The organism is Cupriavidus sp. Met-2, assembly GCF_049843575.1.
In the GTDB taxonomy this organism is placed as follows: Bacteria; Pseudomonadota; Gammaproteobacteria; order Burkholderiales; family Burkholderiaceae; genus Cupriavidus; species Cupriavidus metallidurans.
In genome coordinates, this window is record NZ_JBBHZL010000002.1 from 618,344 (window position 1) to 632,583 (window position 14,240).

At 63.9% G+C, this 14,240-nt stretch carries 18 protein-coding genes; all 18 read left to right on the forward strand.

Translation table 11 applies throughout. The features are described from left to right. Positions 1-310 precede the first annotated feature (310 nt). The 18 genes from WD006_RS08080 to WD006_RS08165 all read left to right on the forward strand — a co-directional run bounded on the left by WD006_RS08080 (position 311) and on the right by WD006_RS08165 (position 14,237). The gene (locus tag WD006_RS08080; RefSeq protein ID WP_011871436.1) at positions 311-1,090 is read left to right on the forward strand and encodes a PFL_4669 family integrating conjugative element protein; all 780 of its coding nucleotides are present in this window, start codon (positions 311-313) and stop codon (positions 1,088-1,090) included. Beyond that, entirely contained in the window at positions 1,087-1,614 is a 528-nt protein-coding gene (locus tag WD006_RS08085) for a DUF3158 family protein (protein ID WP_011871437.1), read from the forward strand. Before WD006_RS08080 ends, WD006_RS08085 begins: the two co-directional genes overlap by 4 nt. Positions 1,615-1,687: 73 nt before the next feature. Next, a complete protein-coding gene (locus tag WD006_RS08090) occupies positions 1,688-2,128 on the forward strand; it encodes a single-stranded DNA-binding protein (protein ID WP_009876576.1) in 441 nt (146 codons plus the stop codon). Between the two features lie 279 nt (positions 2,129-2,407). After that, the gene (locus WD006_RS08095) at positions 2,408-4,429 is read left to right on the forward strand and encodes a DNA topoisomerase III (protein ID WP_009876577.1); all 2,022 of its coding nucleotides are present in this window, start codon (positions 2,408-2,410) and stop codon (positions 4,427-4,429) included. Between the two features lie 922 nt (positions 4,430-5,351). Continuing rightward, the gene (locus tag WD006_RS08100) at positions 5,352-5,564 is read left to right on the forward strand and encodes a hypothetical protein (protein WP_009876578.1); all 213 of its coding nucleotides are present in this window, start codon (positions 5,352-5,354) and stop codon (positions 5,562-5,564) included. A gap of 21 nt (positions 5,565-5,585) precedes the next feature. After that, positions 5,586-5,978: a hypothetical protein gene (locus WD006_RS08105; protein ID WP_009876579.1), complete on the forward strand. Its 393-nt coding sequence runs from the start codon at positions 5,586-5,588 to the stop codon at positions 5,976-5,978. Positions 5,979-6,192: 214 nt separating this feature from the next. Then, the gene (locus tag WD006_RS08110) at positions 6,193-6,930 is read left to right on the forward strand and encodes a hypothetical protein (protein ID WP_009876580.1); all 738 of its coding nucleotides are present in this window, start codon (positions 6,193-6,195) and stop codon (positions 6,928-6,930) included. Positions 6,931-7,026: 96 nt separating this feature from the next. After that, positions 7,027-7,305 (forward strand): hypothetical protein, encoded by a 279-nt coding sequence (locus WD006_RS08115; RefSeq protein ID WP_011871439.1) that lies wholly within the window; start codon positions 7,027-7,029, stop codon positions 7,303-7,305. Between the two features lie 345 nt (positions 7,306-7,650). Next, complete coding sequence (locus tag WD006_RS08120) at positions 7,651-8,580, forward strand: DUF3577 domain-containing protein (protein WP_009876582.1); 930 nt, start codon at positions 7,651-7,653, stop codon at positions 8,578-8,580. 152 nt (positions 8,581-8,732) lie between these two features. Further along, positions 8,733-9,560, forward strand: a complete 828-nt coding sequence (locus tag WD006_RS08125; RefSeq protein WP_011871441.1) for a DUF932 domain-containing protein — start codon at positions 8,733-8,735, stop codon at positions 9,558-9,560. 95 nt (positions 9,561-9,655) lie between these two features. Then, the gene (locus WD006_RS08130; RefSeq protein ID WP_009876584.1) at positions 9,656-10,345 is read left to right on the forward strand and encodes a DUF3275 family protein; all 690 of its coding nucleotides are present in this window, start codon (positions 9,656-9,658) and stop codon (positions 10,343-10,345) included. Between the two features lie 94 nt (positions 10,346-10,439). Then, complete coding sequence (locus WD006_RS08135) at positions 10,440-10,781, forward strand: hypothetical protein (RefSeq protein ID WP_011871442.1); 342 nt, start codon at positions 10,440-10,442, stop codon at positions 10,779-10,781. A 104-nt stretch (positions 10,782-10,885) separates the two neighbouring features. Further along, positions 10,886-11,293: a hypothetical protein gene (locus WD006_RS08140; RefSeq protein WP_009876585.1), complete on the forward strand. Its 408-nt coding sequence runs from the start codon at positions 10,886-10,888 to the stop codon at positions 11,291-11,293. Positions 11,294-11,309: 16 nt separating this feature from the next. Then, complete coding sequence (locus tag WD006_RS08145; RefSeq protein ID WP_009876586.1) at positions 11,310-11,570, forward strand: hypothetical protein; 261 nt, start codon at positions 11,310-11,312, stop codon at positions 11,568-11,570. 76 nt (positions 11,571-11,646) lie between these two features. Beyond that, positions 11,647-12,297, forward strand: coding sequence for a hypothetical protein (locus WD006_RS08150; RefSeq protein WP_009876587.1), 651 nt, complete (start codon positions 11,647-11,649; stop codon positions 12,295-12,297). A gap of 40 nt (positions 12,298-12,337) precedes the next feature. Next, positions 12,338-13,471, forward strand: a complete 1,134-nt coding sequence (locus tag WD006_RS08155) for a DUF6094 domain-containing protein (RefSeq protein WP_254912368.1) — start codon at positions 12,338-12,340, stop codon at positions 13,469-13,471. A gap of 50 nt (positions 13,472-13,521) precedes the next feature. Continuing rightward, positions 13,522-13,842 (forward strand): hypothetical protein, encoded by a 321-nt coding sequence (locus tag WD006_RS08160; protein ID WP_009876589.1) that lies wholly within the window; start codon positions 13,522-13,524, stop codon positions 13,840-13,842. Positions 13,843-13,931: 89 nt separating this feature from the next. Then, positions 13,932-14,237, forward strand: a complete 306-nt coding sequence (locus tag WD006_RS08165) for a hypothetical protein (protein ID WP_009876590.1) — start codon at positions 13,932-13,934, stop codon at positions 14,235-14,237. Positions 14,238-14,240: the final 3 nt, after the last annotated feature.

The following is a 14,240-nucleotide window of genomic DNA, read 5'->3' on the forward strand; positions in this document are numbered from 1 at the left end:
TGAAGCAGACGCCCGTGGCCGTCAGTAGAGCTATCCCCTGGGGATAGATGTGATGCAAGGCGTAACACCGAAAGACACAGGCTGGGTGCTTCTGTCCACGGTGCTGCAGTGGCGTCCGGTTCCTGAGCGCACCCACCATCTGCGCGAGCAGCGCTCTGTGGCGTTTGATGGAGCTATCCCCTGGGGATAGCTCGCATTGCGGGCCGCCACCACCACGACAACCGGGGACCAGTTCATTTCGGTTTGTTGACTGACTGCCTTCCGCTGCATGCCGATCCTGACCGCTCCTTTTCCCAAGCGAGCGGACACCATGGCAACCAACGAACCTCTGCAACTCAATCTCGGCTCTTTGCGCAGCGCGATGTCGCTGACGCTTCACACCCACCACGCATCGCGCATCTGGCATGGCCGCGCCGCCGCCGAGGGGCGACCCGGCATCGTCGGCCTGAACGGCTACATCGCCGTGATGAACAAGATGAAGCGCGGCTCGGAACAGGATGACCCGTACAGCGACTGGTGGATGTTGCGCATCGAGGAAAAGCTCGACCAGGCCAAGACCACGTTGCAATCGCTGCGCGAGCAGGTGGACCAGGCATTGGCCGGCGTGCCAGCGGCGTTGAGCCTGGGCGAGAACCTCAACGTGCAACCGGTGAAGCTCCCCTTGTTCGTGAACGCGCAGCTCGGCTTTGCCGCGGTCTATCTCCTGGCCGACTATGACGACATCGCCCGCAAGCTGATCCTCGCCCATCACACCGCGCTGATCGATCGCTCGACATTGGAGCGGTGGCTCAACGAAGGCGCTCACACGCTGCGCAGCCTGTTCAGCCTGGCCCAGCAGTACCGCTACTCGGGATGCACCCGCGACGACTTCGCGGCCAAGAACGCCGCAGCGCGGGCGGCGCTGGAGAAGTTCGGCGACTTGCCGCAGGACGTGCTCGAAGGCGCTCGCCGCTCGAAGTTTGCGCCGCCCGTCGTGCGCCGCGGCCTGCAACAGCGCAGTGATAGCGCTGCCGCAGCCGCACCTCCCAGCGACGAAGGCACTGCCGCCGATCCGGCCGAGGCCAGCACCGGCGAGGACGAACAGGCATGAGCGACCCGAACCGCGAACCTCGCTACTTCCGTGGTCTGGAACAGCCAGCCTTCATGCGGCTGGAACACGCGGCCTCTCTAAAAGGCCTTTTAAAGCCTTTTAAAGGTAAAGGGGACTTCGAGGCCTGGGCCAGCCAGTGCTTCGCCATGCGCGACGAGTTGATTGCCCTGGCGCAGCGACAGGTGCTGCCACAGGCGTGCGGGCATCCCTTCCACCTGCTTCCCGTCGAGCTGGCCCAGCAGATAACTGGCGCGGGAACGACGTTCCTTCGCTGGCGCAAGCACGACCGCTCGGCCATGGGCGTGGCGCTGTGGCAGGAACTGGTGGCGAGCACCAGCACGCCGGTCAACCTGCTGGCCGACCTGCACGCGATCGAGTTACAGCGCATCACGTTGAACATGCAGATCAGCCTGCTGCACACCTTGGGCAGGCAGGCGCAGGAATGCGCCAGCAAAGCGGCCGAAGCGGACAACGCATACCTGCGCCGGCTCAAGTCCACCCCAACCGCAATGCGCGATCGGTGATTGCGCCAGACATCCCAGCACGCACCCGGCGCCGATGAGGCACGGGTATTTCAACCACCACGGAGATCACATCATGAGCACGCATTTTTCTGGCGAAGGCAATATCGGCTCGCCACCGGAGTACCGCGAATTCCCCAATGGCAACGACGAGCCCAACCGCCTGCTGCGCCTGAACGTCTATTTCGACAACCCCGTTCCCAAGAAGGATGGCACCTTTGAGGACCGTGGCGGCTTCTGGGCGCCGGTGGAAATCTGGCACCGCGACGCCGAGCACTGGCAGCGCCTCTACCAGAAGGGTATGCGGGTGCTGGTCATCGGCCGCATGGAGCGCGAGCCCTGGACGGACAACGAAGATCAGCCACGCGAGACCTGGCAAGTCAATGCGCGCAGCGTAGGCATCTTGCCGTACCGCATCGAGTCTGTGGTCCTCAGCCCGAAGCCACAGGAGGCAGAACCGAAGCCGCAGGCCGACCAGGAATCGACCGCGCCGAAAGAGACGAAGCGCCGGAAGTGACCCGGCATGGAGGGCGGCTGCCGCAGCGCTTCGCCGCCCTCCATGCGCCGCGAGCTATCCCCAGGGGATAGCTCCATCAACGTCCACCGACTTCCACGCGTTCCCGCGAATCGCCGCTCCCGAACCGCATACCTCCGGCCACTCGCCATTACCGCACAAGCCCTTCCATCCCGTGAAAGCGGTCGCCGCCGCGTGCCGCTTGTTTGCTGCTGCCCCCGGTGGTGCTCGGCATCCTCGATCCCAGCAACTCCATGAACCATGGGAATCGGATGAACGGATATGCGGCTGTTCTTGTGCGAGAAGCCCTCCCAGGGCAAAGACATTGGCCGGATTCTCGGCGCCACACAGCGCGGTGAAGGCTGTCTCAACGGTTCCGGCGTCACCGTCACCTGGTGCATCGGCCATCTCGTAGAAGCCGCTACGCCCGAAGCCTACGACGAGCAGTTGAAGCGCTGGTCCATCGAGCAGTTGCCCATCATTCCCCAGCATTGGCGGGTCGAGGTCAAACCGAAGACCGCCACGCAATTCAAGGTCGTCAAGGCGCTTCTGGCGAAGGCGACCCAGCTTGTCATCGCCACCGATGCCGACCGCGAAGGCGAGTTGATCGCCCGCGAGATCATCGAACTGTGCGGCTACCGCGGCCCCATCGAGCGGCTGTGGTTGTCGGCACTCAACGATGCGTCCATCCGCGCCGCCCTCGGCAAGCTACGGCCCTCAGCCGAGACGCTGCCGATGTACCACTCGGCGCTGGCGCGATCCCGTGCGGATTGGCTGGTGGGCATGAACCTCAGTAGGTTGTTCACGGTGCTGGGGCGGCAGGCCGGCTACGACGGCGTGCTGTCGGTCGGCCGCGTCCAGACCCCGACGCTCAAGCTCGTCGTGGACCGCGACCGCGAGATCGCAGCCTTCGTGTCCGTGCCGTACTGGGCCATCGTCGTGTCCCTGTCCGCAGGTGTCCAGGCTTTCACCGCGCACTGGGTTCCACCCAATGCCTGCACCGACGACGCAGGCCGCTGCCTGCAGCAGCCGGTCGCACAGCAGGCCATGCAGCAGATCCGCGCTGCGGGCAGCGCCCACGTAGTGTCGGTTGAGACCGAGCGCGTGCGCGAAGGCCCGCCGCTGCCGTTCGACCTGGGCACCTTGCAGGAGGTGTGTTCAAAGCAGCTCGGGCTGGACGTGCAGGAAACCTTGGAGATCGCCCAGGCCCTGTACGAGACGCACAAGGCCACGACATACCCCCGCTCGGATTCCGGCTACCTGCCCGAGAGCATGTTTGCCGAAGTGACCACCGTTCTCGACAGCCTGCTTAAGACCGATCCCTCGCTGCGCTCGATCATAGGCCAGCTCGACCGTTTGCAGCGCTCGCGCGCCTGGAACGATGGCAAGGTCACGGCCCACCACGGCATCATCCCGACGCTCGAACCGGCGAACCTCTCCGCCATGAGCGAGAAGGAACTGGCCGTGTACAGGCTCATCCGGGCGCATTACCTAGCGCAGTTCCTCCCTCACCACGAGTTCGACCATACTGTGGCCAAGCTTTCGTGCGGTGGGCAGAACCTTGCGGCCACGGGCAAGCAGGTTGTCACGCCGGGCTGGCGCCAGGTGCTGGCCGAGCCGCAGTCCGAGGACGGCGATGGCGACGGCGACACCGCGGCCCGCGCCCAGGTGCTACCGGCGCTGCACGAAGGTCTGGCATGTCAGGTGGCCGATATCGATCTGAAGGCACTCAAGACGCTGCCGCCCAAACCGTACACGCAAGGCGAGTTGGTCAAGTCTATGAAAGGCGTCGCCAAGCTGGTGTCCGATCCCCGCCTGAAGCAGAAGCTCAAGGATACGGTCGGCATCGGCACCGAAGCGACCCGGGCCAACATCATCGGCGGCCTGATCGCCCGCGGCTACCTCGTAAAGAAAGGGCGCGCCATCCGCGCCTCGGATGCGGCTTTCACCTTGATCGATGCCGTGCCTGCGGCGATTGCCGACCCCGGCACCACCGCCGTCTGGGAACAAGCGCTCGACATGATCGAAGCCGGCCAGCTCACGCTGGATGTGTTCATCGGCAAGCAGGCCGCATGGATTTCGCAGTTGATCGCGCAGTACGGCAACGCGTCCCTGTCTATCAAGGCTCCCCAAGGGCCGACATGCCCGCAGTGCGGCGCACCCACGCGCCAGCGCAGCAGCAAGAGCGGCCCGTTTTGGTCGTGCAGTCGCTACCCGGACTGCAAAGGCACGCTGCCGGTCGAATCCGGCAGCTCCAAGCGCGCCGCCTCGCGCCCGCGCCGTAGCGGCCGCAAAGGCTCCTGACCGATCCCGTTCCCCGTGAGCCGTGCCCGCCTTCGGCGGCGTGGCCCGTGTCCCGCATGCCCTGCGGGACGCCCAGCGCGCAACGCCTTCTTGATTTGTGTGCGCGTCCCGCCCAGCCGTCCCCGGCCGCGGGACCTGAAGGTAGCTTCTCTGCGAGCCGCACCACGCGCGTTCTGTTGATCTGCGTTTCTTCCGCCCTCTGCGAAGGGTCTCCCGGTGGCTTGCCAGCGTGCACGAGCCACCGGGAGACCCTTCGTGGTCAGCGGTAATCGGTGCCGGTGCCCGCCGGTGCAAAAACGGGCTCCCTTTGTGCGCGGATGTGCGCCAGACGATGCCGGCCCCAGCCACGACATGGGCCGGGTGTGATTGCTGAGAGCAGACGGTTCTAGCGACGACCGGGCCTGCCAATCAGCCCACGGGTGGCTCCTCTTTCCTCCCGAGCCGAAGGCCGCAGGGCCTTCGGCGCCTTTTTCCTGCCCATCAACGTCCCGGTCCGGCCATTGGCCTGGGCCACACGAACAGGAGAGATGACATGCACCCTCAATATTGCGCGCAACTGCTGTACGGCAGTGTGTGCAGCGGCATCGATCCAGCTTCTCCTACCCGTCCTGACAGCCCCGCACTTGCTGCGGGGCTTTCTTTTTCCACGTTCGCCAATCGGGGCTGTAGCAGGTGCCGATTTCCGGCTGACGTGGCTCGACTCGCGCACGAAGCTGCCTGCATGTGTCGCTGATCCGTCAGCACCATGCCAGCAGCCAGGGTTTCCAGGCTGCCGCGGATTCTCTCCGCGCCACCCGCCAGTCCGCCATCGCATCGAGTCTGCGGACGCGCGTCCTCGTGACGCCGATGCTTTTTCTCAACCGCATGCGGGAGCTGCCATCCCGTGAGGGACAAGGCCCTCGCTTCTCCAAGGAGCCCATCCATGTCCCAGCAAGCCTCTTTCGGCCAGTTGGCCTTGATCCATTGCGGCAAGTTCCTGCCGCTCGAAGTCCTGCATAGCGCCGCCGGCCACTACATCGGCACGCGCGATACCGAAGGTCCCGTTTCGCGGGAATCCAGCGAGTACTTCCGCAGCTATGTCGCGGCTCAACGTGCCCTAGAAAGAGGCGGCTGGTCCCAGCTCGCCACGCCCTGATCCAACTGGAGGAATCACGTCATGAACCAGCTTTTGCCACAGGAAGTCGTCGATCAGATCATGCGGGAAGAGCAGCATTTCGCCGCCGCGCCCCAAGCCTTCTTCGAGGCCTGGAAGCGCGGTGTCGAGATCGCTGGCCCGCAATGGTTTGGCGACGGCACACGCGAAGGCCTGAACCAGGCCAAGAGCAAGTGGGATCTGCGTCCCGACATGCTGCGTGCCAACGACGCTCTCGGCGTCCTGAGCAGCGGAGAACGCATGTTCCTGTCCGCCATGTTCAGCTTCTACAACGCGCGCGAGGGCGGTGCCATGCTCAAACGCTGCCACTTCCAAGGACTGTCGGACTTCGACGGTCTCGATCTGCAACGCCGCAAGGTCATCGCCGACCTGCTGGTGAACTACAGCGGTTGGTGAGCCGGCTTCCGGAATATCACCACCTTGTCGTTCGCCACCCCATGAGGGACATGCGCCCACCAGGCCATGTCCCTCAATTTTCCCTCCGTCAGCCAGCGCGGATTGGCCCAAAGCCATCGATCAGTGCCGCCTGACGCTTTTTCGACTTTCAACCCACCGGGGTCCAGTTCCCGGTGGCGGGGATTGGCTCCATTATTCAATCTGGAGAAATCCTATGACCCAGAATCCCAACCCCTTTGTACGCGGCTACTGGAATCTGAAAATCGTCCGAACGCTGTGCATCAGCTACGAAGACGGAAGCCCGCATGTGTGGCGAAACATCCACGCGAGCCAACAGCACCTCTCCGACGAGGAGCTGGTTTCTTCCCCCTGCATCGTCACCAGCGACTTCGCGGTGGTCAGGAATGGCACTGTGCCTGTCAGTGCCGAACTGATGGCCGAATGCGATGCCATTGAAGGCGTCAGCGGCGAAGGCGTGGTGGGTGCGGTGGTTTATGCCATCCATGGCGACGACCTGGACGGTCGCCCGGTCCACGTCGGTGATACCTATTCGGCCGAGGCCGCGCGAGACGTGGTGCAGCGGTTGGGTTTCGAGACCGGCTATTACAGCCGATGCTGGGAAATCAGCAGCGCGCACATCAGCCAGGAAACCGGCCAGTACCTGGCCAGCCTAGCGGACCTTGCGACACCGGAGGCCTTTCTGTTCATCGCCTTCCGGGTTCCATACAGCCCAGCGATCGGCGTCAAGCTGATTTCCACGCCCTGGACAGACAAGAACCTGGAGTATGCCGAGGGCATCAGTGCGGAGCAGCTTCGGCAGGAACACCGGGACAAGGGCATGCCTGACGACCTGGCGAACATTCTTGAATTGGCCGGCCAGGCCGATGTGCGCATCCTCATCCTAGACGCTGACGCACCCGCGCTACTGGGCCTGCCACTGGCCGAGATCTAGCAGACGCGCGACGCGCAAGCCTTCCCCTTTATCCCCCACATGCCAGCCCGCCTCCCACCAGGAGCTGGGCCGGTTCAATTCCATAGGAGCAATCTCATGTTCCCCGATCTCATCTCGCCTACGCCTGACTTCGAGAATCAGCTTGGAGCCTGCGTTAACGCCATGAGCCAGAACGACGCCATCGGCCAGATTCTGGTGTTCGAGCGCATGAGCGGCACGCTGCACATGCGCCATATCGACAGCGCCGATCTGATGGACACCGACATTGACGACTACGAAATGGTCGTGTTTGACGGTGGCAATACAACCGGCGACACGTGGAAACACGTGTTCTTCCCACGTCAGCGCGAACACTATTTCGTGTACGAAGCCTGACATCTCCAGCCCCTTTCGAGGGGCTTTTTCTTGCGCTGAACCGGGCTGCGTGGACAAAGGGAAACACCCGGATGCCAATTGATTGCTGCCGCGCGCGCAAGGGCCGCCCATGCTGACCCCATGCCTGCTGACGTTGTCAGCGACATGCCAGGCAATCATCGGTCTTCGAGGTTGCGGCGCAGTTTCCACTGCGTGACCGAGCCAGCTCGCACCGCATCCATACGCGAGCGGCCACCAGTCTCTGGTGGTGGATGCTTTCGCCTTATCAACCCACCGCGGGGTTACGCACCTTTCCCCGCATGCGTGGGCTCGGTGTGTCTCCGCTTTTCCCAATGGAGATTCACCATGAACACCACGTCCAACGAGAAATCGTATTTCGACCTCCACACATCGGGCATCGGCTACATCCAGCGTGTCCGTGAAGTGCCCGTCAGGGGCGGCCGCCGTGCGCAGCCCTTCCTGGCATGCACCATCGCCGCATTGGTCGGCCCCGCCAGGGACCCCAGCTACCGCTACTTCGATGTCAAGGTCTCGGGTGCCGAGGCCAAGAAGCTCGTTCAGCGCTACATCGGCGTTGACGATTCCAAGCAGCGCCCGCTGGTGCGCTTCCGCCTCGGCGACCTTTGGGGCGATGCGTACATCCGCGACAAGGGCGAAAACCAGGGCAAGGCCGCCGCGTCCCTCAAGGCGCGACTGCTCAAGGCCGAGCCGATCGAGCGGGCCGAACTGGCTTCAATCGAGCAGCACGAGCTGATTACCCGTGGCATCGGCTACCTCAACCGTCCGAAGGACGTCACCCCCAAGGATGGCGATCCGTTCCTGTCATGCTCCATCGCCGCATTGGCCGGACCTGTCGATGAACCGGAATATCGGTACTTCGACACGATCGTCGCCACCCTCGGGGCCGAGCATCTGGTTCGCCGATGCGTGCAGGCCATCGAAGGGGATCGCAAGGTGCTGATCGCCTTCCGTCTCAACGACATGAAGATCGATCCGTACATCCGTACCAAGGGCGAGCACGCTGGGGCACCGGCCGCAAGCCTGGAGTCGACGCTGATCCACATCGGTCTGATCAAGATCGATGGCACCCAGGTCTATCCGATGAGCCAGGCGCAAGCCGAGGCGCCAACGGTGGAGGACGCACCCGCGCCCGAAGCCGACAACGCCATCGACACTGCCGCCGACGCCGTTTCCGACCTACCCGTCGAGTCCGCCGAGCGCGAGCCCGAGGGTGAAGTCGAGGAGCAGGAGCCGGCCTTGGTCGCTTCGTTTTGATCCGGCATGGCCCCTCATGGGGCCTTGTCGCTTCTCCTCCCTAGCATCCGCCGCGTCCCCAAGACGCCAAAGGTGCTTGCGTCTTTTCATCCCCCGAGTCCCGCGTGGTCACACGACCGCGCGGTTACCGCATTTCTCAAAGGAGATCAGCCATGTCTCTGGCATCCCGTTTTGCTCCGCAATCCCCGATCCTGCGCTCCGATCGCCCACTCTCGGACGACCGTATTCGTGCCGTTGTTCCCTCGATCTTTGCCGACGCTCCGCATGGGAGCCGGTCCGATCGGTATGCCTACATACCGACCTCGGTCGTGCTGACCAGGTTGCGCCAGGAGGGTTTCGAGCCCTTCATGGTGTGCCAGACGCGCGTGCGCAACGAGGATCGGCGCGAGTACACCAAGCATCTCATCCGACTTCGCCATGCAAGCCAGATCAACGGCGACGAGGCGAACGAGATCATCCTGCTCAACAGCCACGACGGCACGAGCAGCTACCAGATGCTTGCCGGCATGTTCCGGTTCGTCTGCCACAACGGCCTGGTCTGCGGTGACACCACCGCCGACATCCGCGTTCCTCACAAGGGCGACGTGGCAAGCCAGGTGATCGAAGGTGCCTACGAGGTTCTCGAAGGCTTCGAGCGCGTGCAGGACGCGCGCGATGCGATGCGCACCATCACCCTCGATGAGGGCGAAGCGGAAATCTTTGCGAATTCCGCGCTCGCACTCAAGTACGACGACCCGGCCAAGTCCACCCCTGTCACGGAGAGCCAACTTCTGGCGCCCAGGCGCTGGGACGACCGCAAGAACGACCTGTGGGCCGTCTTCAACCGCGTCCAGGAGAACCTCGTCAAAGGGGGACTGAATGGACGCTCGGCCAATGGCCGCAATCAACGCACCCGTCCGGTGCAAGGAATCGACCAGAACCTGCGCCTGAACCGGGCGTTGTGGCTGCTGGCCGAAGGCATGCGCCAGCTCAAGGCGTGATGCCAAGCGGACCTCGCCCAGCTCGGGTGAGGTCCATTTCCTCTCATCCACCGGGCGCCGTCGGCGGCCCGCTATTCGTCATCAGGAGAACCAACATGGCAACCACATCGGCGCCCGAGCAATCGGTATCGCCCATCATTGTTCCGGGCCAGCTCACGCTGCGCACCATACGCGGCAAGAACGGCCCGTTCACCGTCGGCCGCCTTGTCACCCCCATCGGCAAGTTCGCGGTCAAGGATGCGGAGCTGGAGCAGTACCCCGAAGGAAAATACGACGGGGAATTCATCATCCGCTACATCTTCCCGAAGTCCTATCCGGTCGGCGACGGCATGCGGTTCGAGATCCGCGCCAACCTGGACGGAATGACGCTCAACGGAATCGACAAACTGAGCCGCGACGAAGCCCGAAGCTTCGCCACCCAGGACGTCGATCCACTCGATGAAGAGCTGGGGACGCAGCCTGCAGCAACGCCGGCCAAGTCTGCCAAGGCCTCCACGCCCGCCAAGCACGCACCCGTGCAGGCGTCGGCGGATCCTCTGGTCGATACCACGCCCTTCGGTGTGGATGCGCCGACGCCCGCTGCGGCGGCTGCCCCCGGCAGCACCGAAGATGGCGACGCCGCTCTGTTCGGTCTGCTGTGGCCGCTGGGCGAGTCCGTGAAATTGGATTCGACCATCGACCGCCGCGCCCTGCGCGCGCAGATCGCCCGCCTGGGCGAACTGGGTTTTGCGTTGGACTTCAAGACGCAGGAGTGGAGCCGTCAGGCCGAACTGCAACCTGCGTGATCGCAGACGCCGCATCCGCGGTGTTCTTCATCCACCCGCCGGGGTTCCTTCCCCCTGCGGGGGAGGCCTCGGCCATTTTCTGGAGGTCTCCATCATGTCCACCATCGCTTTCGATGTACCCCGTTCCGCGCTGGATGAATCCGCATGGCGAGCTGTTTGCAAGACAGCCGCCGAGCACGCCCAGCGTGGTTGCGGCCTGTCCTGGGATCATTGGGTCACGCTTTTCAGTTCGGAGATCGACGCGCAAGCTAGTCGGTTGCCGGAAAGCCAGCGAGCTCAGGCCCTGGAAATCGCAGCCCACGAATGGGACTACGCAACACCCGCCGAGCGGCAGGAAGCCCAGGACTGGAATGCGGAGCATGGCTATTGCTCGCATGGGATCGAGTTCGGCTACTGCCCGGCCGGTTGTGATCGCGACGATGACGACTGGGACTAAGGGCAAAGCATAGGTTCCTTCGCCGCACCTGCGGCTTTTCATCACCCGCCGGGAGGCCCTCCCCGTGGGGAGGCCTCCGGCTCTACTTTTCCAGGAGGCCTCTCATGGGCTGGTATTTCTCACCCCAATCGCGGTCTGAACTGATCGCGGAACTGATCGCACCGCAAGAGACCGAGCGCGCCAGCGTCAAGGTCATCGCCCACGCGCTGCGCGGCAACGTCCTCTGGTCTGTCGCGGAAGTGACGGCCAAGGTCGAAGGCGTACATCGTGATCTCGCGCCGGGCCAATCCCTGCGCTACATCCGCTGCGATCTGCTTGAACGCAGCGGCGGCCAGTGGGGTTACAAGCCGCTGGACGAGTCCATGCACCCGTACTACTACTCGTGCCCGCTGTCCTATCTGGACCTTGCACCGGAGCAGTCTGCCGAATGGCGTGCAGGCGTTCGCGCCTACCACGCTCGGCGACGCACACCCACGGCTGTCACGGCACCCGCCGCAACGCTGATGGTCTGAGCCAGGAGGAACCGACATGGACCTGATCCTCGCTGCGCTCTCCCCCTCGCTGCTGGCGCTCGTTGAAGGGAGTTTGTCCAACGACGAAGTGTCCTCCGACGAGGAGATGCTGGAGTACTTCATCAGCAACGGCCTCACCGAGAAACAGGCGCGGCAGGCACTGACCTACCGCGACCAGTACCTCAACAACATCTACCTGGACGGCTTCACGCCGATCACCGCGGTGGACGAGGTGCTTCACTTCAACCCGCACACCCGGCAGTTCGAGCCGGACTGAGCGGTTTTCTTCCACCCCCAGGGGCAGCACTTGCCCCAGCGGGCGGTGCTGTTCCCGTTCATCCGAGGACACCACCATGCCCGCACACACTTCTTCCACCACGCTGTACCGCATCGACGAATGCCCGGATGTGATGGCCGACGCCTGCGTCGGCGACGACCAGGGCAACCTGATCTTCCTGTCGATCTGGGCGCGGGACACCGCCGTCCAGCAGTTCCTCGCTCGCCTGACCCTTGGGCGCGACGAGCAGGGACTGGACCAGTTTCACGTCATCACCGACCAAGGCGGCAGCGTCCCGGTGTTCATCGGCAACGTCGATCGCCTGGAAAAGCGCATCACGCGCGCCTACCGGCGAACGCTGTTCGGTTCGCTGTCCAACGTGTGGCTGTTCGACCGGCGCTGCGTCAAGCCCGACAAGGCCAACGCCAGCGCGCTGGCATTGCTGCCACGCGACAGCGCCCACCGGCTCGACCGCCTGTGGACGCTGGTGCGGGACACGTGCCCGTTGCCGCTGCTCGACCACTGGCGCGAGACCGTGCTGGAACTGCTGCAAAGCCGCGAGATGCTGGGCCGCCTTCCGTTCGCCCTCGGGCCGCTGGAAGGCCATCGGCTCGCCATCGACGTGCCGACGCTGACCCTGGCGCTGGGCTCCCTGATCCGCAGTGACGTGCTCACCGCCTATCCATACCCGGCCAAGATCTGGACGCCGGAAGTGGTAGCGGCCTGACCCACCCTCGGAGGCACGCCTTGGTGTGCTTCCGTCTTTCATCCCCGCCAACCAGGAGACTTCCATGGCCCTCATGTTCCCGCGGCTTGCCCGCAATTTCGTGAAGAACGGGTATTTCCCGACTGATGAACCCACGCTCGAAAGAGCCCTCAACGCACTGATGCCCAGCGACGGGCCGATGTGCATCCTCGATCCCTGCGCCGGCGAAGGCGTAGCGATCGCCGAAGCCGCCCACGCCCTCGGGCGCGAGCAGGCCAAGGCGTTCGCCGTTGAGTTCGACGCGGAGCGGGCACGCCATGCCCGCGGCCTGGTCGATCACTGCCTGCACGCGGACCTGATGGACACGATGGTCTCCAAGCAGTCGTTCGGACTGCTCTGGCTCAACCCGCCGTATGGCGACCTGTCCAAGGACGTCAACGGCAACATCGGCTATCAGGGCCAGGGTCGTGCCCGCCTCGAAAAACTGTTCTACCAGCGCAGTTTGTCGTTGCTGCAATACGGCGGCGTGCTGGTCTTCATCGTCCCCGGCTACGTGCTCGACGCGGAGCTGGTCGGCTGGCTGACGCGCCACTACACCGACCTGCGCATCTACCGAGCGGTGGAGACGCAGTTCAAGCAAGTTGTGATCTTCGGCCGGCGGGTGCGCCAGCGCGAGCAGGCCTCGGATGGCGTCAAGGCCGTGCGCAATCTGCTGCTGCAGGTTGGGCAAGGCGAGATCGAAGCTGACGAACTGCCGAGCGAATGGCCGTTCCTGCCGTACATCGTCCCCGCCAGTCCGGCCGAGCCGGAGCATTTCTTCCGCGTGACGATGGAGCCCGAGCAGTTCGCCGACGAGGTTGGCAGGCTGCAAGGCCTCTGGCCGTCGCAGGACACGCACCTGGGGGCCGCGCAGCAGTCGCTGCGTCCACCGGCGCGGGCCTTGTCCCACTGGCATCTCGCCCTGGCTCTGGCCGCAGGCGCGATCTCGGGGGTTGTGCGCTCCAAGACGGGGCGCGTGCTCGTCGTCAAAGGTGACACCCACAAGGACAAGACGCTCCAGCGGGAATTCACCGAACGCGAAGACGGCTCCATCGCCGAGACCCGCATCCTCACCGACAAGTTCGTACCTGTCATCCGCGCGTGGGACATGACGCCTGGCTCCCCGACACGGGGCGACGTCTTGACCATTCGTTAATCCACCGGACGCGCTGCTGTCCTGCTGTACCACATCGAAGGAGAAACACCATGTTCCCAAATCTGTTCAAGCGGCCCGCGCCGCAGAAGCAACCGTTGTTCGCACCGGGCTCGCTGAAGTTGAGCGAGAAGGTGCATTGGTTGGCCCGCAAAGGCCTGATCGACCCCTTGACCTATGTCCAGCGCCATGTGCGCGGTGACTGGGGCGAGATCGACAAGGCCACCCGCAAGGCCAACGACGTCGCACTCCAACAGGACAACCTGATGATCTCCTACTACCGGATCACGCCGGAGCTGGTTCTGATCGTCAAGACCAGCGAAGACCACCAGACCACGGTTGTCCAGCTTCCCGAAGAGCGCGACATGATCTGAAGTCACCCATCGTCATCCCAGTCACCTGACGGAGCCACTTCACTCCGCCAGGGGTGTCGTGGCTCAATGAATCCATCAAGGAGGAATCCATGGCATCCCGACACATCGAAACCTACTGCCAGGACCTGCTGTTTCCGGTAGGTGCACTCATCCTCAGCGAAGGTATCGACCGCCTGGTCCGCGCCGGTCGTCTTGACCCGATTCCGTACTTCCGTCGCCATGTCCGTGGCGACTGGGGGGACGTCAGCGACGGGCAATGGCAAGCCAACGGCATCGCACTTCAATCGGGTGCTTTGCTGGAATCGCACTACGTGATTCATCGTGCGCTGCGCATTCGCATCGTCACCGATGCGAAACGCCATCTCACATCCATCGTGCTGCCGTCCGAAGACTAAGCA

What these genes read in the sequence shown, in the direction of transcription:
- WD006_RS08120 (WP_009876582.1), top strand. Translation starts at nt 7,651, where the DNA reads ATGAACACCACGTCCAACGAGAAATCGTATTTCGACCTCCACACATCG.
- WD006_RS08085 (WP_011871437.1), top strand. Translation starts at nt 1,087, where the DNA reads ATGAGCGACCCGAACCGCGAACCTCGCTACTTCCGTGGTCTGGAACAG.
- WD006_RS08165 (WP_009876590.1), top strand. Translation starts at nt 13,932, where the DNA reads ATGGCATCCCGACACATCGAAACCTACTGCCAGGACCTGCTGTTTCCG.
- WD006_RS08115 (WP_011871439.1), top strand. Translation starts at nt 7,027, where the DNA reads ATGTTCCCCGATCTCATCTCGCCTACGCCTGACTTCGAGAATCAGCTT.
- WD006_RS08080 (WP_011871436.1), top strand. Translation starts at nt 311, where the DNA reads ATGGCAACCAACGAACCTCTGCAACTCAATCTCGGCTCTTTGCGCAGC.
- WD006_RS08130 (WP_009876584.1), top strand. Translation starts at nt 9,656, where the DNA reads ATGGCAACCACATCGGCGCCCGAGCAATCGGTATCGCCCATCATTGTT.
- WD006_RS08100 (WP_009876578.1), top strand. Translation starts at nt 5,352, where the DNA reads ATGTCCCAGCAAGCCTCTTTCGGCCAGTTGGCCTTGATCCATTGCGGC.
- WD006_RS08095 (WP_009876577.1), top strand. Translation starts at nt 2,408, where the DNA reads ATGCGGCTGTTCTTGTGCGAGAAGCCCTCCCAGGGCAAAGACATTGGC.
- WD006_RS08135 (WP_011871442.1), top strand. Translation starts at nt 10,440, where the DNA reads ATGTCCACCATCGCTTTCGATGTACCCCGTTCCGCGCTGGATGAATCC.
- WD006_RS08105 (WP_009876579.1), top strand. Translation starts at nt 5,586, where the DNA reads ATGAACCAGCTTTTGCCACAGGAAGTCGTCGATCAGATCATGCGGGAA.
- WD006_RS08160 (WP_009876589.1), top strand. Translation starts at nt 13,522, where the DNA reads ATGTTCCCAAATCTGTTCAAGCGGCCCGCGCCGCAGAAGCAACCGTTG.
- WD006_RS08140 (WP_009876585.1), top strand. Translation starts at nt 10,886, where the DNA reads ATGGGCTGGTATTTCTCACCCCAATCGCGGTCTGAACTGATCGCGGAA.
- WD006_RS08125 (WP_011871441.1), top strand. Translation starts at nt 8,733, where the DNA reads ATGTCTCTGGCATCCCGTTTTGCTCCGCAATCCCCGATCCTGCGCTCC.
- WD006_RS08090 (WP_009876576.1), top strand. Translation starts at nt 1,688, where the DNA reads ATGAGCACGCATTTTTCTGGCGAAGGCAATATCGGCTCGCCACCGGAG.
- WD006_RS08145 (WP_009876586.1), top strand. Translation starts at nt 11,310, where the DNA reads ATGGACCTGATCCTCGCTGCGCTCTCCCCCTCGCTGCTGGCGCTCGTT.
- WD006_RS08110 (WP_009876580.1), top strand. Translation starts at nt 6,193, where the DNA reads ATGACCCAGAATCCCAACCCCTTTGTACGCGGCTACTGGAATCTGAAA.
- WD006_RS08150 (WP_009876587.1), top strand. Translation starts at nt 11,647, where the DNA reads ATGCCCGCACACACTTCTTCCACCACGCTGTACCGCATCGACGAATGC.